23 protein-coding genes are annotated in these 23724 nt (G+C 64.3%); 20 read left to right on the top strand and 3 right to left on the bottom strand.

What is annotated here, in order from left to right:
• The first annotated feature begins 7 nt into the window (after positions 1-7).
• On the top strand, positions 8-355 hold the full coding sequence (locus FXB40_RS10090) for a RidA family protein (protein ID WP_148772052.1): 348 nt from the start codon (positions 8-10) through the stop codon (positions 353-355).
• A 5-nt stretch (positions 356-360) separates the two neighbouring features.
• Here the strand turns inward: FXB40_RS10090 and FXB40_RS10085 are convergent, their stop codons facing one another.
• Complete coding sequence (locus FXB40_RS10085) at positions 361-1227, bottom strand: LysR family transcriptional regulator (RefSeq protein WP_347339754.1); 867 nt, start codon at positions 1225-1227, stop codon at positions 361-363.
• 167 nt (positions 1228-1394) lie between these two features.
• On the opposite strand from FXB40_RS10085, the gene FXB40_RS10080 reads away from it, so the two are divergent.
• The 5 genes from FXB40_RS10080 to FXB40_RS10060 all read left to right on the top strand — a co-directional run bounded on the left by FXB40_RS10080 (position 1395) and on the right by FXB40_RS10060 (position 7095).
• A complete protein-coding gene (locus FXB40_RS10080; protein WP_148772050.1) occupies positions 1395-2753 on the top strand; it encodes an MFS transporter in 1359 nt (452 codons plus the stop codon).
• Positions 2750-3250, top strand: coding sequence for a GAF domain-containing protein (locus FXB40_RS10075; RefSeq protein ID WP_148772049.1), 501 nt, complete (start codon positions 2750-2752; stop codon positions 3248-3250). The genes FXB40_RS10080 and FXB40_RS10075 overlap by 4 nt, the downstream gene beginning before the upstream one ends.
• A gap of 12 nt (positions 3251-3262) precedes the next feature.
• Entirely contained in the window at positions 3263-4510 is a 1248-nt protein-coding gene (locus FXB40_RS10070; protein WP_148772048.1) for a metal-dependent hydrolase family protein, read from the top strand.
• A gap of 144 nt (positions 4511-4654) precedes the next feature.
• Positions 4655-6262: an ABC-F family ATP-binding cassette domain-containing protein gene (locus tag FXB40_RS10065; RefSeq protein WP_148772047.1), complete on the top strand. Its 1608-nt coding sequence runs from the start codon at positions 4655-4657 to the stop codon at positions 6260-6262.
• A 92-nt stretch (positions 6263-6354) separates the two neighbouring features.
• Positions 6355-7095, top strand: a complete 741-nt coding sequence (locus tag FXB40_RS10060; RefSeq protein WP_148772046.1) for an SDR family oxidoreductase — start codon at positions 6355-6357, stop codon at positions 7093-7095.
• 185 nt (positions 7096-7280) lie between these two features.
• Here the strand turns inward: FXB40_RS10060 and FXB40_RS10055 are convergent, their stop codons facing one another.
• Positions 7281-8609, bottom strand: coding sequence for a dicarboxylate/amino acid:cation symporter (locus FXB40_RS10055; RefSeq protein WP_148772045.1), 1329 nt, complete (start codon positions 8607-8609; stop codon positions 7281-7283).
• Between the two features lie 124 nt (positions 8610-8733).
• Here FXB40_RS10055 and FXB40_RS10050 point away from each other — a divergent pair, with 124 nt between their 5' ends.
• Positions 8734-10053 (top strand): solute carrier family 23 protein, encoded by a 1320-nt coding sequence (locus tag FXB40_RS10050; protein WP_148772044.1) that lies wholly within the window; start codon positions 8734-8736, stop codon positions 10051-10053.
• A gap of 72 nt (positions 10054-10125) precedes the next feature.
• A complete protein-coding gene (locus FXB40_RS10045; RefSeq protein WP_148772043.1) occupies positions 10126-10962 on the top strand; it encodes an SDR family oxidoreductase in 837 nt (278 codons plus the stop codon).
• A gap of 54 nt (positions 10963-11016) precedes the next feature.
• Here the strand turns inward: FXB40_RS10045 and FXB40_RS10040 are convergent, their stop codons facing one another.
• On the bottom strand, positions 11017-11277 hold the full coding sequence (locus FXB40_RS10040; protein ID WP_148772042.1) for a DUF1488 family protein: 261 nt from the start codon (positions 11275-11277) through the stop codon (positions 11017-11019).
• 402 nt (positions 11278-11679) lie between these two features.
• On the opposite strand from FXB40_RS10040, the gene FXB40_RS10035 reads away from it, so the two are divergent.
• The 12 genes from FXB40_RS10035 to FXB40_RS09980 all read left to right on the top strand — a co-directional run bounded on the left by FXB40_RS10035 (position 11680) and on the right by FXB40_RS09980 (position 23712).
• Positions 11680-12015, top strand: a complete 336-nt coding sequence (locus FXB40_RS10035) for a hypothetical protein (RefSeq protein ID WP_246207489.1) — start codon at positions 11680-11682, stop codon at positions 12013-12015.
• An 11-nt stretch (positions 12016-12026) separates the two neighbouring features.
• The gene (locus FXB40_RS10030; protein WP_148772040.1) at positions 12027-12806 is read left to right on the top strand and encodes a sensor histidine kinase; all 780 of its coding nucleotides are present in this window, start codon (positions 12027-12029) and stop codon (positions 12804-12806) included.
• Positions 12807-12856: 50 nt separating this feature from the next.
• A complete protein-coding gene (locus FXB40_RS10025; protein ID WP_148772039.1) occupies positions 12857-13261 on the top strand; it encodes a hypothetical protein in 405 nt (134 codons plus the stop codon).
• A gap of 246 nt (positions 13262-13507) precedes the next feature.
• Positions 13508-14233 (top strand): hypothetical protein, encoded by a 726-nt coding sequence (locus FXB40_RS10020; RefSeq protein WP_148772038.1) that lies wholly within the window; start codon positions 13508-13510, stop codon positions 14231-14233.
• Between the two features lie 48 nt (positions 14234-14281).
• A complete protein-coding gene (locus FXB40_RS10015; protein ID WP_148772037.1) occupies positions 14282-14914 on the top strand; it encodes a YadA-like family protein in 633 nt (210 codons plus the stop codon).
• A gap of 16 nt (positions 14915-14930) precedes the next feature.
• The gene (locus FXB40_RS10010; RefSeq protein ID WP_148772036.1) at positions 14931-15536 is read left to right on the top strand and encodes a hypothetical protein; all 606 of its coding nucleotides are present in this window, start codon (positions 14931-14933) and stop codon (positions 15534-15536) included.
• A gap of 67 nt (positions 15537-15603) precedes the next feature.
• The gene (locus FXB40_RS10005) at positions 15604-16410 is read left to right on the top strand and encodes an NAD-dependent protein deacetylase (RefSeq protein WP_148772035.1); all 807 of its coding nucleotides are present in this window, start codon (positions 15604-15606) and stop codon (positions 16408-16410) included.
• 124 nt (positions 16411-16534) lie between these two features.
• On the top strand, positions 16535-18619 hold the full coding sequence (locus FXB40_RS10000) for a hydantoinase/oxoprolinase family protein (protein WP_148772034.1): 2085 nt from the start codon (positions 16535-16537) through the stop codon (positions 18617-18619).
• 2 nt (positions 18620-18621) lie between these two features.
• Positions 18622-20280, top strand: coding sequence for a hydantoinase B/oxoprolinase family protein (locus tag FXB40_RS09995; protein ID WP_148772033.1), 1659 nt, complete (start codon positions 18622-18624; stop codon positions 20278-20280).
• Between the two features lie 450 nt (positions 20281-20730).
• Entirely contained in the window at positions 20731-22446 is a 1716-nt protein-coding gene (locus FXB40_RS09990; protein ID WP_148772032.1) for a pyrroloquinoline quinone-dependent dehydrogenase, read from the top strand.
• A 27-nt stretch (positions 22447-22473) separates the two neighbouring features.
• Positions 22474-22908: a c-type cytochrome gene (locus tag FXB40_RS09985; protein ID WP_246207487.1), complete on the top strand. Its 435-nt coding sequence runs from the start codon at positions 22474-22476 to the stop codon at positions 22906-22908.
• A 36-nt stretch (positions 22909-22944) separates the two neighbouring features.
• Positions 22945-23712 (top strand): substrate-binding periplasmic protein, encoded by a 768-nt coding sequence (locus FXB40_RS09980; RefSeq protein ID WP_148772031.1) that lies wholly within the window; start codon positions 22945-22947, stop codon positions 23710-23712.
• Positions 23713-23724 lie beyond the last annotated feature (12 nt).

The following is a 23724-nucleotide window of genomic DNA, read 5'->3' as shown; positions in this document are numbered from 1 at the left end:
GAACATCATGAGCATCACCCGCAGCATCCGCACGCCCATCATGCACCGCGCTGTCGAAGCCAACGGCTTCGTCTTTGTCGGCGGCACCATCGCCGACGACACTTCGGTCTCGATGGGTGAGCAGACCCGCAACATCCTCGGCAAGATCGCCGGTTACCTGAAGGAAGCCGGCACCGACAAGAGCCAGGTCGTCAGCGCCTCGATCTTCGTCACGGATCTCTCCAGGAAGAAGGAGATGGATGCGGCCTGGACCGAGTTCTTCGGCGACAATCTGCCGACCCGCGCCACCGTCGGCGTCGCCGATCTCGGTGGCGGTGCGCTGATCGAGGTCGTCGTCACCGCGCTCAAGGGCTGATCCGGTCAGTCAGATTGGGCGAACATCCCGACCAGGGTCTCGCGCAGCCAGCGCTGCGCGGGAACGGTATCGTTGCGCTGGTGCCAGAACAGGCTGACGATGCGCGGCGGCGCCTGGAGCGGAAGCGGCATCGCATGCAGGAACGGTGCGTGGCGGGACTCGGAGCGGAGATCGCGCGGCAGCACCGCAATGAGATCGGACTGACGCACGGTCTCGTAGGCGGCGCTGTAATGGTTGACGGTCGCCACCAGATTGCGCGACAGCCCGCGAGAGGCGAGGAAGAGGTCGTAGGATGGCAGCGTCTTGCCTGCGAGGCTCACATCGATATGTCGGGCGTTGAGAAATGCGCGCGTGCCCAGCCGCTTCCCCGCGGCAAGCGGGTGGCCGCGCCGCATGAAGCAGGCATAGTCGACGGTCCATAGCGAGCGCGAGCGGATGGCGGCCGGCTGCTGCGCCTCGTTGACATAGACGCTCAAGACACAGTCGACCCTGTTGTCCTCGAGCTGGTCGGCGATCTCCACGATGGTGTTGGGAACGGTGTGGACGCGCGACTTCGGCGCGACCTTGCCGAGATGGTTCAGCAGGTCCGGCATGACCAGCGCGGCCACATAGTCCGACATCGACAGGGTGAACTCGGTCTGGGCGCGGCCGGGATCGAACACCTGCTCGTCGAGCGCGCCACGCACGCTCTCCAGCGCCTCGCCGATCGGCTCCCACAGCACCACGGCGCGCTGAGTGGGACGGATGCCAGTGCCCGATCGTACGAACAGGGGATCTCCGAGCGAGTCGCGCAGGCGTGCGAGTGCGTTGCTGACGGCGGGCTGCGTCATCGTCAGCGCGCTGGCGGCGCGCGTGACGCTGCCCTCGGTCATCAGCGCCTCGAAGACTTTCAGCAGGTTGAGGTCGAGCGCGCGGAACGACAAACATTCACCATGGTGATATATAAGATCAAGATTATAAATTATGACGATAATGTCGCTTTGTCTATGGTTCCCTCCCGAGCGGCGCGCCGGGCCCGTGAAAATCGAGGGGGACTTTCATGTCGATGATATCGGCGCGCATCGAGCGCCTTCCGTTCGCGCGCTTCCACGCGCATCTCCTGCTGATGGGCGGGCTCGGCTACACGTTCGACGCGATGGATGCGGCGGTGCTGGCCTTCATCCTGCCGGTGCTGCGCACGGCATGGAATTTGTCGAGCGTCCAGATCGGCGTGCTCGGCAGCAGCACCTATATCGGCTTCCTGTTTGGCGCCCTGTTCGCAGGAACGCTCGGTGACCTGATCGGGCGCCGTGCAGTGATGATGTCGGCGCTGGCGCTCTACTGCGCGGCGTCCATCGTCAGCGCGATGGTCGATAGCTGGTCGGCCTTCTTCGCTGCACGCGTCGTCGCCGGCATGGGCACCGGCGCGGAGAGCGCGATCATCGCGCCCTATCTGGCGGAGTTCGTGGCGCGGCGTTACCGCGGCAGCTTTACCGGCGCGCTGGCCGGCTTCTTCTCCTTCGGCTTCGTCGCGGCGGCCTTGCTCGGCTACTTCATCGTGCCCGCCTATGATAACGGCTGGCGCATCGTACTGGTGATCACGGCGGTGCCGGTCGTCATGCTGTTGTGGTGGCGTCGGGCCCTTCCGGAATCGCCGCGCTGGCTCGAGAGCCGCGGACGGGAGAAGGAAGCCGAGGCCGTGCTCGACAGGATCGAGGCGCGCTTTGCGCGCGAGGGCCTTGTCCTGCCGCAGCCAGTTGTCGAAGCCACGGCACCGACCGGGACGGGCGGAACGCTGCTCGCTAATTTCGCAGCGCTTCTGGCTGCCCGGCAGGCGCGCATCACCATCATGACCTGGATCATGTGGCTCGCGATCACCTTCAGCTATTATTCCTTCTTCGTCTGGATCCCGGGCCTGCTGGTCCAGAACGGCATGAGCATCACCAAGAGTTTTGGCTATTCGATCGCGATCTATTGCGCGCAGATTCCCGGCTATTTCAGCGCCGCGTATTTCAACGAGCGCATCGGGCGGCAGGCGACGATCGCGACCTACATGGTGCTCGGCGGCGCCAGCGCGCTCGGCCTCGCTTTCGCGCAGAGCGACCAGCAGATCATGGTCGCGGGAATCTTCCTGTCACTGTTCATGAACGGCACCTATGCCGGCGTTTATGCCTACACCGCTGAGGTGTTCCCGACGCCGGTCAGGACGACCGGTGCCGGGCTTGCTTCCGCGATCGGCCGCATCGGTGCGATCGTGTCGCCGATCCTGGTTGGCTACCTCTATCCCAATTTCGGCTTCGCCGGCGTGTTCGGCGTCACCACCACCGTGCTGCTGCTGGGGGCGGTCACCGTCGTGCTGATGGGCGTGCCGACGCGCGGCCGGTCGCTGGAAGAGATCGCGGCGGGCGAAGTTGCATGACGCGGACCAAATCGAAGGCTGATCCCTGGCTTTGCGCCGTCGCGGCAGCGCAGAGCAGCGTGGATCAGCCGAATGCGTTGTTCGCAGCGCTCGACCAGGCCGTGAAGTCGGCGATCGGGCACAAGCTGTTCACGATCCTGACGTACGACGACGCCAGCGGCGAAGCGGCACGGGTCTATTCCAACCTTCCCGGACCCTATCCCGCGGGCGGACGCAAGCGCCTGGCGCCGGGTCCGTGGACCGAGGCCGTGCTCGACCGCGGCGAGGCCTATATCGGCCGCACGCAGGACGATTTGCGCAACGTATTTTCCGACCACGAACTGATTGCCTCGCTTGGCTGCGCGAGCGTGCTCAACATGCCCGTGCGCTGGCGCGGACGCACGCTCGGCTCGCTCAATCTGCTGCACGAGGCGGGCTGGTACGACGAGGACGACGTCGCTGCCTGTCTCCCCTTTGCCCAGCTTACATTGCCGGCACTGCTTGCGCCGGCGCCCTGACAGGAAACCACCATGCCCAGCATCCTCTTCAAGAACGCCGCCCTGCTTGACCCGCTCCAGCCGGAGTTGCTGACGGGCCATGACGTGCTGGTCGAGGACAATCTGATCAAGGAGGTCTCGGATCAGCCGATCAATGTCACCGCCGATCGAACCATCGATCTGAAGGGCAAGACGCTGATGCCCGGCCTGATTGATCTTCATGTTCACACCATCGCGATCGAGCTCAATCTGGCGCAGCAGGTCCACATTCCCAACGTGCTGGTGACGCTGCGCTCGACGCTTCTGCTGCGTGGCATGCTGCGGCGGGGCTTTACGACCGTCCGCGACGCCGGCGGCGCCGGCCACGCGATGAAGCAGGCGATCGAGACCGGTCTGACCGACGGTCCGCGGCTGTTCGTGTCCGGTCGTGCGCTGAGCCAGACAGGCGGCCACGCCGACATGCGGGCGCGGTCGGATTACCTCGCCAGCGATACGGCCTGCCCCTGCTGCGTGCGCGTCGGTGCGTTGGGGCGTGTTGCCGACGGTGTCGACGGCGTACGCAAGGCGGTGCGCGAGGAGCTGCAGATGGGCGCCGACCAGATCAAGATCATGGCGTCCGGCGGGGTTGCCTCTCCGACCGATCCGGTCGGCGCCTTCGGCTACTCCGAGGACGAAATCCGCGCCATCGTCGAGGAGGCGCAGGGCCGCCAGACCTATGTGCTCGCCCATGCCTATACCGCAGCGGCGATCGCGCGCGCGGTTCGCTGCGGCGTGCGCACCATCGAGCACGGCAATCTCGTCGACGAACCGACCGCGCGCCTGATGGCCGAGAAGGGCGCCTATGTGGTGCCGACGCTCGTGACCTATGAAGCCCTTGCCAATGAGGGCGCGCAATACGGTCTGCCGCCGGAGAGCGTTGCCAAGATCGCCGACGTCCGCGATGCCGGCCTGCGCTCGCTCGAGATCTATCGCAAGGCCGGGGTGAAGATGGGCTATGGCAGCGATCTGCTTGGACCGTCGCAGCGCCTCCAGAGCGATGAATTCCGCATCCGCGCCGAAATTCAGGGCGCGCGCGAGGTCATCGCCAGCGCGACACTGGTCGGTGCCGAGGTGCTCGGTATGGAGGGCAAGCTCGGCCGGATCGTGCCCGAGGCGCTTGCGGATCTGCTGGTGATCGACGGCAACCCGCTCCGTGACGTCTCCTGCCTGCTCGGCCAGGGCGAGCACATTCCGCTGGTGATGAAGGCTGGCAAGGTCCAGTTCGACAGGCTGGCCGCTTAGTCGTGAGGCATTGAGGGCCTCGCAGAGGACACGGCTTGATCTTGCCGCGCAGCGGGATTATGAGCAGATGCTCAACAAGGATATTCGCAACCATGGATTTTACCCCGACCGCAACGCCGATCCGCATTGCTCACGGGGAATTCCATGCCTGCTTCAATCATCCTGTCGCACCTGTCGCTGTCCACGCCTGACGGCCGCTCGCTTCTCTCCAACATCGATCTGACCATCGGCACTGAGCGAGCCGGTCTTGTCGGCCGCAATGGCGTCGGCAAGACGACTCTGCTCGCTGCGATCACGGGCGAGCACGTTCCGCAGTCGGGGCGTGTGATCGCCAACGGCACCGTTGGGCTCCTGCGCCAGGACGCCCAGCTCCGCGCGGGTGCTGTGGTCGTCGACCTCTTCGGCGTGCGCGATGCCCTGGACCTGTTGCGCCGGGCCGAGCGTGGTGAGGCCTCGGCCGAGGATGTCGCCGATGTCGACTGGGCTCTCGAGACGCGGCTCGCATCGGCCCTGGCCCGCGTTGGCTTCGATATCGACCCCGACACGGAATTGGACCGCTTGTCGGGCGGGCAGGTCACGCGCGTTCGTCTTGCCGCGCTGCTCTTTGCCGAGCCGGACTTCCTGCTGCTGGACGAGCCCACCAACAATCTCGATCGGGACGGGCGCCGTGCCGTGATTGATCTCCTGGCCGCCTGGCGTGGCGGCGCGATCGTCGTCAGCCATGACCGCGCCCTGCTCGAGACGATGGACGCCATCGTCGAGCTGACCTCGCTTGGCGCTATGAGATATGGCGGCAATTGGAGCAGCTACCGCGCGCAGAAGGCTGTCGAGCTCGCGGCCGTCAGGCGCGACCTCGCGCATGCCGAGAAGCATCTGTCCGAGATCGACGGCAAGGCGCAGGAGGCGGCCGAGCGCAAGGCGAGCAAGGACAGCAGCGGCAAGAAGAAGCGCGCCAAGGGCGACATGCCGCGTATTCTCGCCGGCGCACGTCGGGATCGCAGCGAGGACAGCGGCGGCAAGGCTGCGCAGATCGCAGAACGACGCCGCGCGGAGGCGCTTGATGCGGTCGACACCGCACGCCGGCGCATCGAGATCCTCCAGCCGCTGTCGGTAAAGCTGCCCTCGACGCAGTTGCCGGCAGGGAGGGAGGTGGTCTGGCTCGATCGCGTCAGTGCGGGCTATCAGCCGGAGCGGCCGATCCTACGCGACCTATCGCTCGCCATCGTTGGGCCGGAGCGCGTTGCGATTGTTGGGCCGAATGGCTCCGGCAAGACGACGTTGTTGAAGCTCATCGCGGGCGAGCTTCGCCCCGTCGCGGGCACCGTGCGGGTCAGGCCGGACTTCGCACTGTTCGATCAGAAAGTCAGCCTGCTCGATCCCGCGATCTCGATCCTGGACAATTTCGCGCGCCTCAATCCAAGGGCGGGTGCCAACAAATGCCATGCCGCGCTGGCGCGCTTCATGTTTCGCGCCGATGCGGCCCTGCAGATCGTCGGCAGCCTGAGCGGCGGGCAATTGTTTCGCGCGGGGCTCGCCTGCGTGCTGGGCGGATCGATGCCGCCGTCATTGCTGATCCTGGACGAGCCGACCAATCATCTGGACCTCGACTCGATCGAGGCCATGGAAGCCGGCTTGAAGGCCTATGATGGCGCGCTGCTCGTCGTCAGCCATGACGAGGCGTTCCTTGAGGCGATCGGGGTCACACGGCGGCTCGATCTCGCCACCGAATTGTTCGGCCAGCCGGAACAATGATACCGGCCGCCGGCTGATTATCTTTTGCAGGAAAAGGGGCAAATCCTTCCGTGTCAGCCGCAAGCAGCGGCCGGGAACCACGGAGAAGGCAAATGTCCAACGCAAGCAAAAAAGTCGCCATAGTCACCGGGGGCTCGCGCGGCATCGGGGCTGCAATCGCCGAACGGCTCGCCGGCGACGGCTTTGCCGTTGTCATCAATTATGCCGGCAGCGCGGCTGAAGCGGAGGCACTGGCCGCCAAGATCGCGCAGGCCGGTGGCCGGGCCATCACCGCCCAGGCCGACGTTAGCGACCCCGCCGCGGTGACGCGGATGTTCGACGCGGCGGAGAGCGCGTTCGGTGGCGTCGACGTGCTCGTCAACAATGCCGGCGTGATGCGGCTGGCGGCAGTTGCCGAGGCCGACGATGCAATCTTCGACAGCCAGATCGCGATCAATCTGAAGGGCAGCTTCAACACACTGCGCGAGGCGGCGCGCCGGCTGCGCAATGGCGGTCGCATCGTCAATCTTTCGTCAAGCCAGGCCGGCTCTCTGTTTCCGACCTATGGCATCTATGCCGCGACCAAGGCAGCGGTCGAGGCCTTGACCCATGTGCTCGCCAAGGAGCTCCGTGGCCGCAACATCACGGTGAACGCGGTCGCGCCGGGACCGACGGCCACAAAACTGTTCCTCGACGGCAAGTCGGGCGAGTTGATCGATCGCCTTGCCAAGCTCGCGCCGCTGGAGCGGCTCGGTCAGCCAACGGACGTCGCCGCCGCGGTCTCGTTCCTCACTGGCCCCGATGGTGGCTGGATCAATGGGCAGGTGCTGCGCGCCAACGGCGGGATCATCTGATCCCGCCCCGCAGATCCTGCTGCAATCTTTCAAAAACCCGACGCTCTGCCCCCAGCGCGTCGGGTGGAATGAATGAGTATCAATCGGTGATCCCAACACCGTTGTTGTGACGCGTGCTGCACCAATTGACCACTCCGGGAAACTACCGCAACGGAACCGGAATCCACGTGGCGTCGAGTGGTGCGCTACGCGCCGCCGCCGGGCTCCAGCGCTTCGCCCATCTCCAGCGGATGCGCCATGGTTTCATGGAGCGCGTCGCGGTCGAGCTCTCCTTCCGAGATGCTGATGACGACGCAGGCGACGCCGTTACCGATGAGATTGGTCAGCGCGCGGCACTCGCTCATGAACTTGTCGATGCCGACCAGGATCGCGATCGACTGGATCGGAATATCAGGCACGATCGAGAGTGTCGCGGCGAGGGTGATGAAGCCAGCGCCGGTCACGCCGGATGCGCCCTTCGAGGTGATCATGGCAATGCCCAGAATGCCGAGCTCCTGCCAGATGGTCAGATGGGTGTTGGTTGCCTGCGCAAGGAACAGCGTCGCAAGCGTCATGTAGATGTTGGTGCCGTCGAGGTTGAAGCTGTAGCCGGTCGGGATGACCAGGCCGACCACCGAGCGCGAGGCGCCGAGATGCTCCATCTTCTGGATCATCTGCGGCAGCACTGTCTCCGACGAGGAGGTGCCGAGCACGATCAGAAGCTCGTCCTTGATGTAGGCGATGAAGCGCAGGATCGAGAAGCCGGCGAGCCTGGCGATCGAGCCCAGCACGATCAGTACGAACAGGATGCTGGTCAGATAGAACGTGCCGATCAGGGCGGCGAGGTTGAGCAGTGAGCCGAGGCCGTAGGCGCCGACGGTGAACGCCATTGCGCCGAAGGCGCCGATCGGCGCCACGCGCACGATGATGCGGATGATGCCGAAGAACATCTTGGCGGCCTTGTCGATGGCGTCCGCGATCGGCTCGCCGGCCTTGCCGAGGAAGGCGATGGCGAAGCCGGAGAGGATCGAGATCAAGAGCACCTGGAGCAGGTCGCCGCGTGCGATCGCGCCCACATAGCTATCGGGGATGATCCCCATCAAATGGGCGATGATGCCATCTTCCTTGGCCTTGGTGACGTAGGTCGCGACCGACTTCGGGTCGATCGTCGCGGGGTCGATGTTGAAGCCATGTCCCGGCTGGAGGATCTCTCCAACGAGCAGGCCCATCGCGAGCGCGACGGTCGAGACCATCTCGAAATAGATCAGCGACTTCAGCCCGACCCGGCCGACGCGCTTGAGGTCGCCCATCGAGGAGATGCCGTGGACCACGGTGCAGAAGATCACCGGCGCGATCATCATCTTGATCAGCGCGATGAAGGCGTCGCCGAGCGGCTTCAGTTCCTTGCCGAGATCGGGAAAGAAATAGCCGATGAGAACGCCGAGTGCGATCGCGATCAGGACCTGGATGTAGAGGATCTTGTACCAGGGCTGGTGCCGGCGGTGGACGGCTGACTGGATCGCCACTTGTGTCATATTGCTTGCCCCGGAACGCATTGATCTTGCATGATTCACATCATGTGATGTTCGCCGCATAAGCAACAATCACATTTTTGTCGGATCGCACGAAGATCAATCGCTGCACCGCAACGGGGGGAACATGTCGAACGCAACGGGCTCGGACGAGCAGGCGCTTAGCTATTTTCCGCGTTGGACGCTGAAGACCTCGGGCGTCATCATGCCCGAGGAGCGGCTGTCATGGGGCCAGACCATCGTCTCCGGTCTCCAGCATTGCGTTGCAATGTCGGGGTCGACGATCATCGCGCCGCTGCTGATGGGGTTCGATCCCAATGTTGCGGTCCTGTTCTCCGGCGTCGGCACGCTGATCTTCTTCGTCATCGTCGCGGGCCGCGTGCCGAGCTATCTCGGCTCGAGCTTCGCCTTCATCGCCGTTGTCCTCGCCGCCACCGGCTATGCCGGGCATGGGCCGAATCCGAACCTGTCGGTTGCGCTCGGCGGCATCGTCGCGGCCGGTGTGTTGTATGGTGTGATCGCGCTGGTCGTGATGTGGTCGGGGATCGGTTGGGTCGAGCGCTTGATGCCGCCGGCCGTCACCGGTGCCGTGGTCGCCGCGATCGGCCTCAACCTTGCGCCCGTGGCGGTCAAGGCGGTGAGCGCCAACGCGTTCGAGACCTGGATCGGGCTCGCCACCGTTCTGATCATCGGCGTGGTCGCCGTGGCCGCCCCGGGCCTGTGGCGCCGCCTGCCGATCATCCTCGGCGCGATCGGCGGATATTTTTTGTATCTGCTGTTCGCGAACGGCCTCGGCTTCGGCAAGCCGATCGACTTCATGCAGCTCTCGGCCGCGCCGTGGTTCGGCCTGCCGAACTTCACGACGCCGACCTTCCATGCCGATGCGATCTTTCTGATCGCGCCGGTTGCGGTCATTCTCGTCGCCGAGAACCTCGGTCACATCAAGGCCGTCGGCGCCATGACCGGTAGGAGCCTCGATGGCTATCTCGGCCGTGCGCTGTTCGCCGACAGCCTCGCGACGATCGTGGCCGCCTGCGGCGGCGGCACCGGCGTCACAACTTACGCCGAGAACATCGGCGTCATGGCGGCGACGAAGGTCTATTCGACGCTGCTGTTTGCGTTCGCCGCGACAGTTTCGGTCCTGCTCGGCTTCTCGCCGAAATTCGGCGCGCTGATCCTGTCGATCCCCGGTCCCGTCATCGGCGGCCTCTCGATCGTGCTGTTCGGATTGATCGCGGCGATGGCGGGTCGGATCTGGGTCGAGAACAAGGTCGATTTCGCCAACCCGGCGAACCTCATCACTGTCGCCGTGGCGCTGACCGCAGGCGCCGGCGATCTCACGCTGAAATTCGGCGCGTTCACCATTGGCGGGATCGGCACCGCTACCTTCGGCGCCATCATTCTCTACCAGATCCTGACCTCACCGATCGCGCGCCGCGCCAAATGAATCCCAGGGATGCACTGAGGGATGGAACAAAACACCGGTTCCGTCCATAACGAGGCATCCCGGAGAAAGCTCATGCCACACACCGACCTCTCAACCGCCTTTCCCTCACGCCTCGTCGGCCGATATGCGCTGGTGACCGGTGCATCCCAGGGCATCGGCCGCGCCGTTGCTGTCAGGCTCGCCCAGGAAGGCGCGACCGTCGCCATCAATTATGTCGATCACCCCGAGAAGGCGGAGGAGACGCTTGCGCTCGCAAGGACGGGATCGGGCGATCGCGGCCACGGCAAGCTCGACCATGTCATCGTCAAGGCAGACGTCAGCGATGACCTGGAGGTGGCTGCGATGTTCGAAACGATCCTGGCACGCTGGAAGCGCCTCGACTGTCTCGTCAACAATGCCGGCTTCCAGCGCGAATCGCCGAGCGAGGCGCTCGACATCGAAACCTATCGCCGCATCATCGATGTCAATCTCAATGGCGCCGTGCTCTGCGCGCAGAAGGCGCTGGCGCATTTCGACGCGCGCGGCGGAGGCGGCAGCATCATCAACTGCTCCAGCGTGCACCAGATCGTTCCGAAGCCGGGCTATCTCGCTTATTCGATCAGCAAGGGCGGCATGGCCAATCTGACCCGCACGCTGGCGCTGGAATTCGCCGGACGCGGCATCCGCGTCAACGCGGTCGGTCCCGGCGCGATCGACACGCCGATCAACGCGGCCTGGACCGGCGAGGCTGAAAAGCGGGCCAACGTCGCGAGCCACATCCCGCTCGGGCGCGTCGGAGCCCCAGAAGAGATCGCCGCCGTATTCGCCTTCCTCGCCTCGGACGATGCGAGCTACATCACCGGGCAAACCATCTACGCCTGCGGCGGTCTCACGCTCTTCCCGGAGTTCCGCGAGAACTGGGCGAGCTAGAAACGCGGATTCAATGGCGGGGTTGCCAACTCAAGCTACGCCCGAACGGATCGCTCAAAAATCTCCCGCGACCAAATTGTAAGAGCCCCTGCTGCCGCGGACATAGGCCTTGGCAGCGGCAGCACATATCAGGTCGCGGTGGCAATCAAACGCATCCAGAAAGCCCAATTCGTTGGAATCGCCGTTCGGCTGGAGCCGCTTCAATGCGCCTTCCTCGATGAAAAATGAGGCCTCGATGGCGCTGTCGTGTCCCCAAAACCGCACGGCGCGCCGCGTTCGATCATAGGAGCGGCTGTGATTTGGAAAATCAATCATGGTTCGGGCCGATCAATTTGCAGGTGCCGCGCGCCGGCATTGACGCCGTTTGAACCAGGGCACGTTGGGTGGCGAAACTCGGCTTGCGTAGGTCAAGAACACGGACGCTTCGTCGAGACGCCGACAAAATCTGGCGTCGGAAAGCCCTTCGGCGACGGAAGAGACGGTGGAACGACGCGTTTGCGCTTGCTTCAGATGATGATTTGGCAACCGGGTTACAACCCGGTTCGATGCTTATCGTGGCAAATAGTTTTTGCCGGGCCTCGCTATTCGGCAAAAGGTCACTATATCGAGGGCATCACCGCGCGCCCCTCGGCTGTTATCGGTGACTGAGAGCAATGGCTCCCGCCGCGACCAAAAGGCGGCTTATATGTCGGATTCCCCTGGATTCAGTCTTCGCGCGTGGCTCGTACCTCCGGTATTGCTACCCGTCTTCTTTGTGCTGTTGGTCGCCGCTTCGATGCTGATTCAATGGTAGTCGGCTTCGGCGCGCCTTCGCCATCGGATCAGGCAAGCAGCTCATTGGATTCAATTCAGCCGTCGTTGGCTTCCGAGCTCAATTCCAGGGCGATCGACGCCCTTGGCAGGGCTCGCGAGATGCCGTCAGGAGACAAGCGCACGGCGGCCATGCGCAGCGCCGCGGTCCTTGGAAACGCCGCTGAAATCCTCGCGTATTTCTCGGCAACGAAGGAACGCAAGCCAAATGACGATGCCGCTGACCGGCAGCAACCCACATGATGTAGTCGCCAATGCTCGAGATCGATCTTAGTAGGGGCCAGCCCCCCGGCGGCACAGAATCGTACGAGGATGCTCTGGCGGCAGAGAATGTCAGCCTGCGGCTTCTCCTGGCCCAGGCCGAGATCAATACGAGCGATCTGCTTGCCAGGGCGGGCATCGATGCCAAAGAGCGAGAGACGTCCGACAAGCTACAGAAATTGATGCTTGAAGAGCTGCACCACCGCGTCAAGAACACACTTGCGACCGCTTCCGCGATCGTCGCACAGAGCCTGCGCAACGTGCAAGGCGTGGACCACGCGCAGCAGGCTATCGAGGGGCGGCTATTGGCACTCGGCCGGGCACACGATCTCCTCTTGCAGACAAGATGGGCCAACGCCGATCTCGGCGCGGTCGTTCGCAGCGCCATCGAAGCTTTCGATGATCGCAATGAGTCGAAGTTCTCGATTTCAGGACCCGATATCCGGATCAATTCGGGTGCGGTGATCGCCGTCGCGATGACACTCAACGAGCTTTGTACCAACGCCACCAAATATGGCGCCTTTTCGGTCCCAAAGGGGTGCGTCGATCTCCATTGGACGGTCGACCAGCAGACGCAACGTTTGCACCTGACCTGGACCGAGAAGGATGGTCCGTTGATCCAGCCACCCGCAAAGCGCAGCTTCGGGACGAAATTGATCGAGACGCTTGGCCGCCAACTCCAGGGCAACGTGCAATTGACCTATGCGGAGAGGGGCTTCACGTACAGGTTCGACGTTCCACTGGCTTCGCTGAGCGTCCCGACGCCGGCATAGCCTGCAAGTGGCAGGTTGGGTGCGCGGAGACTTTCAGCGAAGGAGCCCGCATGTTTAAATTCTTACAGTATCGTGCAAGAGCGGCCGCGTACGGCGAACTGGCCAGGAGTTCGTCCGGCAAGGACGATACCCGCAAATTTGAGAAACTACAGGACAGCCTCGCATCGCGCGCGGACAACGAGCAGGTCCTCGCGGAGAATTACGTAGATGCAGTCAACGCCGGGGAGGCGGAGCGTTCGCGCGGCGCAGCCCTCGCGGCGGAGGAAGAGCGCGTCTTGCGGTGTCTCGGCGCGGCCATCATCATGCAATGGAATTCCCTGCCGACGACGCTTCAGCGGGAGATTTTCGACACCGCCGGGTCGGTGGGAACATTGCTGGAGACAGCGGCGCTCCGCGGGCAGCTCGCCCGGTTTCTTCACAAGCACAAGCATGACGTCAGTCCCCACAAGGTCTGATGGAAGCATCGCGATGCAATCCAGCAACAGTCGGAAAAAACCGGGCTGTCGGCGCTGCACTCACAGGCGAACTCAACCGAACGGTTGATGTCCGGCCCGCCGTCCTAACCCACATTCGCGGTGGCCGTATCCGGCCAACGATCGGGATCGACCCGACCTCTGGACCTGAGAGCGCAAATGCTTGGTGCGATCACTAACGCCATGTTTTGTTTGACCAAAGCCTTGGCTGCGGCCGTGGCGCTTGCCATGTTCGTCTTGACGCTTGATCTGGCGCCCGCCGCCGCGCAAGGGGTCTGCGGCGCGGCGGTAACAGGCATTGCGCTCGGTTCTGCGCCTGGCCTCGGCGCCGTCGCTTGTGGCGGCGAAGCGACCGGTAACGGCAGCGTGGCGATCGGCCAGAGCGAGGCAGTGGGTAGCGCCAGCACGGCAGTCGGTGCGGCCAGCAAGGCGGAGGGAAGTGGCGGGACGGCAAGCGGGTTCGGCAGCACGGCGATCGGCGTCTTCAGCACGGCGACCGGCATACGCACTCTAGCAAGCGCTGACTACAGCACGGCGACCGGCGCCTCCAGCAAAGCCGCGGGCGTCGGCAGCACCGCGATGGGCGGCGGCGATCTCATTGGTGGCGTTGAAACGGGTGCCTCCGCGTCCGGGAATTATAGCGTCGCGATCGGAGGTGGCGGCGACGGGGCCGCCGGCGTAGGCGCACATTCCAACGGCGACAAATCGATCGCGGTCGGCCTGGGCAGCGTCGCAGCGGGGGTATCTGCCACCGCGATCGGGAGCGGAGCCAGCGCCAGCACAACAAATGCCCTCGCTCTGGGCAACGCGGTGACGGCAAGCGGCGGCAATTCCTTCGCGGCCGGCAACAACTCCCACGCCACCGGGGCGAGCGCCGTCGCGATCGGCGATGGCGCAGCGGCCGGCACCGGCGCCAATGCGATTGCCATCGGCACCGGCGCTGTCTCGACCTGATCGATTGCAGTCGGCGCAGATTCGGCCGCGGCGTTCGGCAACACAGCCGTGGGCGACGGCGCGAAGGCAAGTGCCGCCGCCGGCAGTTCGGCCTTCGGCAACGGCGCGACCGCGTCCACGCTCAATGCGACCGCGATCGGTGCGGGAGCCTCGGCTGGTTTTACCAACTCCACCGCGGTCGGCGCCGGCGCAGCGGCGACCGCCGCCAATCAGGTCGCAATCGGCACGGCGAGCAACACCTATCGCATGGCCGGCGTTGCATCGGCGGCGAGCCTTGCGGCGCAGAGCGGGCCGGTCTCCTTCGTCACCACCGATGCGGCCGGCAATCTGGCGACGTCGAGCTTCAATCCGGCGAGCCTCACCTCGCTTCAGTCGCAGTTCACCTCCCTCCAGTCGCAGATGACCTCGTTGCAGTCGCAAGTGATGGACAACCGGCTTGAAGCCCGCAGCGGCACGGCCGTCGCACTTGCGGCCGGTTCGATGCCGGCACTGCAAGCGGGTCGCAAATTCGCGCTCTCGGCCGGCTACGGCAATTTCGAGGGCGCGAATGCCTTTGCGCTCGGCGCAACCGCACTGCTCTATGACGGCAAGAGTTATGCGGTCATCGCCAATGCCGGCGGCGGCATCGGGCTCGAGCGCAACGTAGCAGGCGGGCGCGGTGCCGTTTCCATCCAGTGGTAGGAACAACGCGTTCGCCATGACATTGCGTTGGTTGAGTGCGGCCCTCGGCCTGCTGATTCTGGGAGCGGTGACGACCTCCGCGCAGCAGACGCCGCCGCAGCAGCAACAGACGCCGCCGCAGCAGCAGGCCAAGCCCGCCAACATCGACCGCAACGGTGTGCTCATGCTGATCCGGTCGACGCTGCTCGCGCTCGACCAGGCCAACAAGACCGGCAACTACACCGTACTGCGCGACCTCGGCGCGCCCGGCTTCCAGGTTAACAGCGCCGCGCGGCTCGCGGAAATCTTCGCCAAGCAGCGCGGCGACAAGCTCGATCTCTCCGGCGTCGCCGTCATCGATCCGCAATTGTCGTTGCTACCGCAGATCGAGCCGAACGGTCTGTTGCGCATGGCCGGATTTTTTCCATCGGTGCCGTCGCAGGTGAATTTCGAACTGTTGTTTGCACCGGTCGAAGGACAATGGCGCGTGTTCGGTGTGTCGTTGTCGGTCGGCCAATCCGCGCCGGTGGCGCCTGCCGCGCCCGAAACGCCCGCGGGCAAGGCCGTCATCTCGCAGAAGCAGGCTGCGCCGCCGAAACCTGGCGTGCCTTCGAAACAGCCGGCAGCGTCCGCAACGCAATGATCGGCGGATCGCTGCCCGGAGCGCGGGTGATCTGGCAAAAGTGGCCGGCGCAGACTACATCTGCGCCATGACAAATCCACCGCTCCAGGAATTCGTCGGCCGGCACGAAAAGCTGTTCGTGCTGACCGGCGCCGGCTGTAGCACCAATTCCGGCATTCCCGACTATCGCGACAGCCACGGCAACTGGAAGCGGACCCAGCCGGTCAACTTCCAGGCCTTCATGTCCGAACAGCATACGCGCCAGCGCTACTGGGCGCGCAGCCTGATCGGCTGGCGGCGGTTCGGCCAAGCGAAGCCGAACGATGCGCATCATGCGCTCGCCCGGCTCGAGGCGGGCGGGCGGTGCGAGATGCTGCTGACCCAGAATGTCGACCGGTTGCATCAATCCGCCGGCCACCGGCAGGTGATCGATTTGCACGGGCGGCTCGACCTGGTCCGCTGCATGGGCTGCGGGGCTAAGACGCCGCGCAACGAATTCCAGGATGCGCTCTGCCGCGCCAATGCGGAATGGCTGACGCTCGACGCGGCGGACGCGCCTGATGGCGACGCCGATCTGGAGCATGCGGATTTCTCGTCGTTCAAGGTGCCTGCTTGCGAAGCCTGCGGCGGCATCCTCAAGCCCGACGTCGTGTTCTTCGGCGAGAACGTCCCGCGCGACGTGGTCGCGACCGCGCAAGACCATCTGGCGCAGGCCGATGCGATGCTGATCGTCGGATCGTCGCTGATGGTCTATTCCGGCTTCCGCTTCGTGAAGGCTGCGGCAGATCGGCAGATTCCGATCGCCGCGATCAATCTCGGGCGCACCCGTGCCGACGATCTCCTGACGCTCAAGGTCGAGGAGCGCTGCGAGGCGGCGCTCGCATTCCTGCTCTGAACGCAGAAGGCGGGCACGCCCTCTATCGCATAGGTGCCACGCGCTTCACCATCGGCGCTGCCGCTGGTATGGAAATTGCTGCGATTTTCGCGATAATTGGTCGATCAGCACGGAGAGTTTCGGAATGCTTGAGGGAGCCGAGGTGCGGCTTGCCGTCGATATCGGGGGCACTTTCACGGATATCGTGCTGGATGTGGGCGAGGCGCGCAAGACGCGCAAGGTGCTGACGACGCCGCAACGGCCCGAGCAGGCGGTGCTCGACGGGATGCGTCTCATTCTCGCTGACGCGAGTGCCCGTATCAGCGACATCGACGTCTTCATTCACGGCACAACGCTCGCGACCAACGCCATCATCGAGCGGCGCGGCGCCAAGACCGCGCTGATTGCGACCGACGGCTTTCGCGACGTGCTCGATATCGGCACCGAGAGCCGTTACGACCAGTATGACCTTTCCATCGACAAGCCGAAGCCGCTGGCGCCGCGCTCCCTTCGCTTCACCGTGCCCGAGCGCGTCGACGCCCATGGCACCGTTCGTCTCCCGCTGGACGAAGCAGCCGTGCGCGCACTCGCGCCGAAATTGCGTGAGCTGAAGGTCGAAAGCGTCGCGATCGCCTTCCTTCATTCCTATGCCAATCCCGAGCACGAGCGACGTACTGCTGCGATTTTGGGCGAGGAGATGCCCGGCATCTCCGTGACAGTGTCATCGGCTGTGTGTCCGGAAATCCGCGAATATGAGCGCACGTCGACCGCGGTCGCCAACGCCTATGTGCAACCGCTGATCGATGGCTATCTCGCCCGCATGGCGGACGCCTTGCAGGTCGAGCAGTATCGCGGCGCGATCTATCTCGTGACCTCCGGCGGAGGCGTCACTTCGATCGAGACGGCGCGGCGCTTTCCTGTGCGTCTGGTCGAATCCGGCCCCGCCGGCGGCGCCATCTTCGCGGCGCAGATCGCGGCACGGCTCGGCGAGAGCAAGGTGCTCTCCTTCGACATGGGCGGCACCACCGCAAAGATCTGCCTGATCGAGAAGTACCAGCCCGAGACCTCGCGCGTGTTCGAGGTCGATCGCGCCGCGCGTTTCCTCAAAGGCTCCGGCCTGCCGGTGCGTATCCCCGTGATCGAAATGGTCGAGATCGGCGCCGGTGGCGGCTCGATCGCCCATGTCGACGCGATGAAGCGTGTCACCGTGGGTCCCGAGAGCGCGTCTTCCGAACCGGGACCGGCCTGCTATGGCCGCGGCGGCCAGCGTCCGGCCGTGACGGATGCCGACGTCGCGCTCGGCATGATCGATCCCGACGCCTTTGCGGGTGGCACGATCAAGCTCGACCCGGAGCTTTCGAAGCAGGCGCTGCTGCGCGCGGTCGGCGAGCCGCTGGGCCTGTCGGCGGAAACCGCGGCCTATGCGGTGCACGAGGTCGTCTGCGAGAACATGGCGAGCGCGGCGCGCGTGCACGCGGTCGAGCGCGGCGAGATCGTCGGCCAGCACACGCTGATCGCCTTTGGCGGTGCCGCGCCGCTGCATGCCGCGCGTGTCGCCGAGAAGATCGGCGTTTCCAGGGTGATCGTGCCCTCGAATGCCGGCGTCGGTTCGGCAGTTGGCTTCCTCGCGGCGCCCATCGCCTATGAGCTCGTGCGCAGCCGTCACGTCCGGCTCGACGATTTCGACACGGGCGCGGTCTCCGACCTGCTTCAGGAGATGGTGACCGAAGCACGTGCGCTGGTCGAGCCCGGTGCTGCCGGCGCGCCAGTTCGCGAGCGCCGCGCGGCGTTCATGCGCTATGTCGGCCAGGGCCACGAGATCACCGTCGAGCTGCCGAACCGGCCGCTGACGTCAGCCGATCTCGCCGGCCTGCGCCAGAAATTCGAGGCGGATTATTCGGCGATGTTCGAGCGTCCGATCCCAGGCGCAGCGATCGAGGTGCTGAGCTGGTCGGTGCTTGCTACGACGGACGCGCGCAATCCCTCTGTCGTCGCCGCGGTCACGCGCAAGCCTGCGGCCAAAGCCTCCGGCAGCCGCAAATTCTTCGACGGCCGGGCTGGAGAAGTGATCGAGATCCCGCTCTACCGCCGCGAGGACATGGCACCGGGCGCGACGATTGCGGGTCCTGCTGTGATCGCCGAGGACGAAACGTCCACCTTCGTCTCGAACAGTTTTGATGCGCATATCGACGGTGCCGGCAGCATCGTCATGGAACGGAAGGCGGCCTGATCATGAGCAAGGCAAAAGGCGCGAGCCTGATCGACCTCCAGATCATGTGGCATCGGCTGATCGCCGTGGTCGAGGAGCAGGGGCAAGTGCTGCTCCGCACCGCGTTCAGCCCGATCGTGCGCGAATGTGGCGACCTCTCCGCCGGCGTGTTCGACCTCAGGGGGCGGATGCTGGCGCAGGCCGTGACGGGCACGCCCGGCCATGTCAACTCGATGGCGGAATCGGTCAAGCACTTCATCAACCACTTCCCGCTCGAGACGATGAAGCAAGGTGACGCCTACATCACCAACGATCCCTGGATGGGCACCGGCCATCTCAACGACTTCGTCGTCACCACGCCCTGCTTCAAGGACGGCAAGATCGTCGCGCTGTTCTCCTGCACCAGCCATCTCATGGACATCGGCGGCATCGGCTTCGGCCCCGACGCCACCGACGTGTTCATGGAGGGGCTCTACATCCCCATGCTGAAGCTGATCGACCAGGGCGTCGTCAACGAGACGCTGATGGCGATGATCCGCACCAATACGCGGCTGCCGATCGACACCGAGGGCGACACCTATTCGCTGGCCGGCTGCAACGATGTAGGCTGCGAGCGCCTGGTCGAGATGATGACCGAGTTCGGCATCGACACGCTCGACGAGCTCGGCGACTACATCTGTGACCGCTCGCGCGAGGCTGTGCTCGCGGAGATCGCAAAACTGCCGAAGGGAAGCTGGCACAACAGCATGGTCGTGGACGGCTACGATGCGCCGGTCACGCTGGCGGCGACGCTGACGATTTCGGATGCCGGCATTCACGTCGATTTCGACGGCACCTCCGCGGCTTCAAAGTTTGGCATCAACGTGCCGCTCTCCTACACTACGGCCTATACCGTGTTCGGCCTCGGCTGCGTCGTCGCCTCGCAGATCCCGAACAATGCCGGCTCGCTCTCGCCGCTGACGGTGTCGGCGCCGTCGGGCGTAATCCTCAACGCACCGAAGCCGGCGCCGGTGGCGTCGCGCCACATCGTCGGCCAGATGTTGCCCGACGTCGTGTTCGGCTGCCTGCGCCAGATCATTCCCGAGCGTGTGCCCGCGGAAGGCACCTCGTGCCTGTGGAATCTGAACGTGCGCGGCCAGACCCGCTCGGGCGTCGGCGGCAATTACGGGTTCTCGATGGCGGTGACGTCCAACGGCGGCACCGGCGCGCGTTTCGGCAAGGATGGGCTGTCCGCGACCGCCTACCCAAGCGGCGTGCGCGGCACGCCGGTCGAGATCGCCGAGACGCAGACGCCGCTGATCTTCTGGCGCAAGGAGCTGCGTCCGGATTCCGGCGGAGCAGGGCGCACCCGCGGCGGCCTCGGCCAGATCATCGAGGTCGGCACCGGCATCGATGCGCCCTTCGACATCCTTGCGGCGTTCGATCGCATCGACCATCCGCCGCGCGGACGCGATGGCGGCCAGAACGGCGAAGCCGGTTATGTCGGCCTGAAGTCCGGACAGAAGATGCGCGGCAAGGGCTTTCAGACCATTCCGCCGGATGACCGGCTCGTGGTGATGACCCCGGGTGGCGCCGGCATCGGCGATCCCCGGGAGCGTCCGCCGGAAAGCGTGCGCGACGACCTCGAAAGCGGATTGGTGTCTTCAGACAATGCCGTGGCGATCTATGGGCGCGCGGGGTGAGGTGACTCGACTCCATCGCCTGTGTCGCGCCGCTCTATCTCGTCACGATGATCGACTTCGCGCTGCTGCCGACGATCTGGCCGAGCATCGCCATGATGGTGCCGAAAGTGCTTTACGGCTAACCCGCGTCAGTCCGGGATTTGTCGATTGAGACGAAACGGTCAGCGCCGCTGCCGTTTCAAATGCGTCCTCGCGCGTCAAATTCGCGCCACGCGTCCATTCCGTCTTTGCACTCCCCGTGATCCGGCGTACGCTACGCCCGCGAGCAGAAGTGCAATAGCAACCACTCCAGTGAACGTAACTCCTTTGGCGATATGCGCCGAAAGAGGGGGATATTCGTTGGCAGCTCATGTCCGACGGAGAACAATCGACGTGTACTGAACTGCGGACACCCCTCGCGGCGGCGCTTGCAAGACGCAATCCACAAACACAAAGCGGGAGGAAGTGCATATGAGGAAGCAGTGGCTTTACTCGGGCTTACCTGTTCTCGTCGCTGCGACACTTGCGGCGTCGGCTGCGTGGGCTCAAGCCGTGGATACTGCCCGGATTGAGGCAGGCGGTCAGAACGATTGGCTCACCTATCACGGCTCATACAAGTCGTATCACTACAGTCCTCTGTCACAGATCAATACCGGTAATGTGAGCAATCTGGGGGTCGCCTGGATCCACATCCCCGGGCGTTCGACCCGGGGGTTGCAATCGATGCCGCTCGCGGCCGATGGCGTGCTCTACTACACTGGCTCCTATAGCCGCACCTTTGCGCTGAACGGCGCTACCGGCGAGGTGATCTGGTCCTACTTCCCCGAGCTGGATGAAGCCTTGGTCGCGCGGCAGACCCATTCGCCCTACAATCGCGGCGCCGCCCTCGGAGAGGGAAAGGTCTATGTGGGGACAATGGATGGCCATCTCATCGGGCTCGACATGAAGACCGGAAAGGTCATGTGGGATACCAAGCTGATTGATTCCCAGAAGCTGACCGTTGGGTTCACCGGAGCGCCGCTTTACGCCAAAGGCACGGTGGTGATCGGCGCGCAGGGCGGCGAATGGCCGGGCCGGGGTCCGATCTTCGGTGTTGATGCCACCACCGGCAAGAAGAAATGGGAATTCCTGACGGTTGCCGGCACCGACGAGGCCATGAAGACCTGGGGCAATGACTCCTGGCGCACCGGCGGCGGCGGCGGATGGATGCCGGGCACCTACGATGCTGAGAACAACACCATCCTGTGGGGCACTGCTAACCCGGCGCCGCTCTACGACTGGTCGGGAGCCGATTACAAGACACAGGGCGCGCGTCCGGGAGACAATCTCTATACCACCTCGGTGATCGCGCTCGATATCGATACCGGCAAGCTGAAATCCTATCACCAGGAGCTGCCTCACGACGCCTGGGACTTCGACAGCGCGGTCGGCGAGTTCGTGATGCTCGAACGCGACGGCCAGAAGTACGTCGTCCATCCGAACAAGAGCGGATACATCTTCGTCTATGACCGCAATCTCGGCGTCAAGAACGTCTGGCGGATCACGCAGAACAGCAATTTCGTCAAGGACATCGATCCCAAGACGGGTGAGCTGATCGGCCGTCGCGACTTCCCCGCCGGCAAGGTTTCCGAGCCGTTGTGCCCGCACATTTCCGGTGGGGTGAGCTGGAACGCCGGGTCGTACAACCCGAAGACCGGGCTCTATTACAAGCTCGGCCAGGAATGGTGCATGACGCTCGAGGTTCAGAAGACGACTCCGATCGTTGCTCCTCAAGCTCAGCTCAACATTGGCGCCGACTTCAAGATCGCGCCGCCGCCTGGCGGTGAGATCTATGGCCATCTCGACGCGCGCGACCCCATCACCGGCGCCAAGAAGTGGGAAGTGCGTTTCCCTGAGCCACCGCTCGGAAGCGTAATGTCGACCGGAGGCAATCTTGTGTTCGTGCCGGATTCGCGAGGCACGGTTCACGCCTACGATGCCGATTCCGGTGCCGAGCTCTGGAGCCACGGCGACGGCACCGGCCATCAGGGCGGCATCATCAGCTATGCCGTCAATGGCAAGCAGTACATCGCGGTTGTTGCCGGCTTCGGCGGTATGGCTTCGGATGACTACGCGCCGACCTTCGGCGGCGTCTACAAGAGCATGCCGCGCGACGACGGCGCGCTCGTCGTCTACAGTCTGAAATAAGCCCTCGTGGCGCGGGGAGGGAACGGCATGACGCTGCTCCCTCCCTGTCGAAGCGAGGCTGATGAGCCTCGGCGCGAATTGGATTTCCGACAGGTAGGTTTGGCCGGTATGCGATTGGCTCGGACCATTACGACATTGTCGACGCCGACACTTGCCGTGCTCCTCACGATTTCAGCCTTGCCGTCCCGCGCGCAGCAGCCTCCGCCGTCCGCGCCGGACAGTGAGCAGCTCGATGTCGGACAGTTGTTCGCGACGACCTGTGGCTGGTGTCACTCCGCCGGCGGTCGTGCGGCCGGCAAGGGGCCGCAGCTCATGGACACCAAGCGAGACGACGACTTCCTTCGCATTCGCATCAAGAACGGCAAGGAAGGCGCCATGCCTGCCTTCGGCGCCGTGTTCAACGATGCGCAGATCGACGAGATCATCAAATACATTCGCGCCCTGAAGCCAAGTGAAGGCTAAGTCGGCAAAAAAGTACGGATCCGCACTGGACATCTCATGAAGACCTGTCTCCCCTTCGTGGTCGTCGCAATGCTGGGACTAAACGGTGTGGCGCAGGCCCGCTCCCTCGATGCAATTCGCGACTCCGGTGTGCTCGGACTATGCGCGCACCCCAACTCGTTGCCCTTCGCCAACAAGGCTGGCGACCCTCCGGGATTTCAGATCGAGCTGGGCAACGCGTTCGCGCGCGAGCTTGGCGTTTCGCTCAGGCCCGATTGGATCATCACTCAGTACCAGATGCGCAGTGCGGGCTGTGACATCTTGCTCGACGTCATCGCCGACCGCGAGGCGCAAGGCGAAACCCGCTTGAGGATCTCAAAACCGTATTATCGCACGGGCGTCGCACTCGCCGTGCCGTCATCCAGCACGCTGACCTCGTTCAAGAGCCTCAACGGGTCGACCAAAGTGGGGGTGCAGGTCGGATCCGTTGCAGCCATGATCATCGGTCAACGGCGCGTCCCGACATCGACCTTCGGCTTCGAGAGCGACAGCCTCGACGCCCTGTCAAACCATGAGATCGATGCCGCTGCGGTCACACCCACGGTGGCGAGCTATTTCAATCTGACGCATCCGGACAAGGCACTCCGCATTCTGGATCGCGACGAGAGCGTGGCCGATCTCAACTGGAACGTCGCCGTCGGTATGGTCCGTCCCGATGATGCGTTGCGCGAAGCCATCGATGGAGCGCTTGAACGATTGCGAAACGACGGAACGATCGATCGGATATACGGCCGCTACGGGGTCCTACTGCAGGCGCCGAGGTAGCTACCGCCGTCC

This window comes from Bradyrhizobium rifense (genome assembly GCF_008123425.1).
In the GTDB taxonomy this organism is placed as follows: Bacteria; Pseudomonadota; Alphaproteobacteria; order Rhizobiales; family Xanthobacteraceae; genus Bradyrhizobium; species Bradyrhizobium rifense.
Note: the sequence above shows the minus strand (reverse complement) of the source record. Positions and strands in the feature narration are given on the sequence as shown.

Coding starts and splice junctions, on each gene's coding strand:
- FXB40_RS10090 (WP_148772052.1), top strand. CDS start 8: ATGAGCATCACCCGCAGCATCCGCACGCCCATCATGCACCGCGCTGTC.
- FXB40_RS10085 (WP_347339754.1), bottom strand. CDS start 1,227: ATGACCGAGGGCAGCGTCACGCGCGCCGCCAGCGCGCTGACGATGACG.
- FXB40_RS10080 (WP_148772050.1), top strand. CDS start 1,395: ATGTCGATGATATCGGCGCGCATCGAGCGCCTTCCGTTCGCGCGCTTC.
- FXB40_RS10075 (WP_148772049.1), top strand. CDS start 2,750: ATGACGCGGACCAAATCGAAGGCTGATCCCTGGCTTTGCGCCGTCGCG.
- FXB40_RS10070 (WP_148772048.1), top strand. CDS start 3,263: ATGCCCAGCATCCTCTTCAAGAACGCCGCCCTGCTTGACCCGCTCCAG.
- FXB40_RS10065 (WP_148772047.1), top strand. CDS start 4,655: ATGCCTGCTTCAATCATCCTGTCGCACCTGTCGCTGTCCACGCCTGAC.
- FXB40_RS10060 (WP_148772046.1), top strand. CDS start 6,355: ATGTCCAACGCAAGCAAAAAAGTCGCCATAGTCACCGGGGGCTCGCGC.
- FXB40_RS10055 (WP_148772045.1), bottom strand. CDS start 8,609: ATGACACAAGTGGCGATCCAGTCAGCCGTCCACCGCCGGCACCAGCCC.
- FXB40_RS10050 (WP_148772044.1), top strand. CDS start 8,734: ATGTCGAACGCAACGGGCTCGGACGAGCAGGCGCTTAGCTATTTTCCG.
- FXB40_RS10045 (WP_148772043.1), top strand. CDS start 10,126: ATGCCACACACCGACCTCTCAACCGCCTTTCCCTCACGCCTCGTCGGC.
- FXB40_RS10040 (WP_148772042.1), bottom strand. CDS start 11,277: ATGATTGATTTTCCAAATCACAGCCGCTCCTATGATCGAACGCGGCGC.
- FXB40_RS10030 (WP_148772040.1), top strand. CDS start 12,027: ATGCTCGAGATCGATCTTAGTAGGGGCCAGCCCCCCGGCGGCACAGAA.
- FXB40_RS10025 (WP_148772039.1), top strand. CDS start 12,857: ATGTTTAAATTCTTACAGTATCGTGCAAGAGCGGCCGCGTACGGCGAA.
- FXB40_RS10020 (WP_148772038.1), top strand. CDS start 13,508: ATGTTCGTCTTGACGCTTGATCTGGCGCCCGCCGCCGCGCAAGGGGTC.
- FXB40_RS10010 (WP_148772036.1), top strand. CDS start 14,931: ATGACATTGCGTTGGTTGAGTGCGGCCCTCGGCCTGCTGATTCTGGGA.
- FXB40_RS10005 (WP_148772035.1), top strand. CDS start 15,604: ATGACAAATCCACCGCTCCAGGAATTCGTCGGCCGGCACGAAAAGCTG.
- FXB40_RS10000 (WP_148772034.1), top strand. CDS start 16,535: ATGCTTGAGGGAGCCGAGGTGCGGCTTGCCGTCGATATCGGGGGCACT.
- FXB40_RS09995 (WP_148772033.1), top strand. CDS start 18,622: ATGAGCAAGGCAAAAGGCGCGAGCCTGATCGACCTCCAGATCATGTGG.
- FXB40_RS09990 (WP_148772032.1), top strand. CDS start 20,731: ATGAGGAAGCAGTGGCTTTACTCGGGCTTACCTGTTCTCGTCGCTGCG.
- FXB40_RS09985 (WP_246207487.1), top strand. CDS start 22,474: ATGACGCTGCTCCCTCCCTGTCGAAGCGAGGCTGATGAGCCTCGGCGC.
- FXB40_RS09980 (WP_148772031.1), top strand. CDS start 22,945: ATGAAGACCTGTCTCCCCTTCGTGGTCGTCGCAATGCTGGGACTAAAC.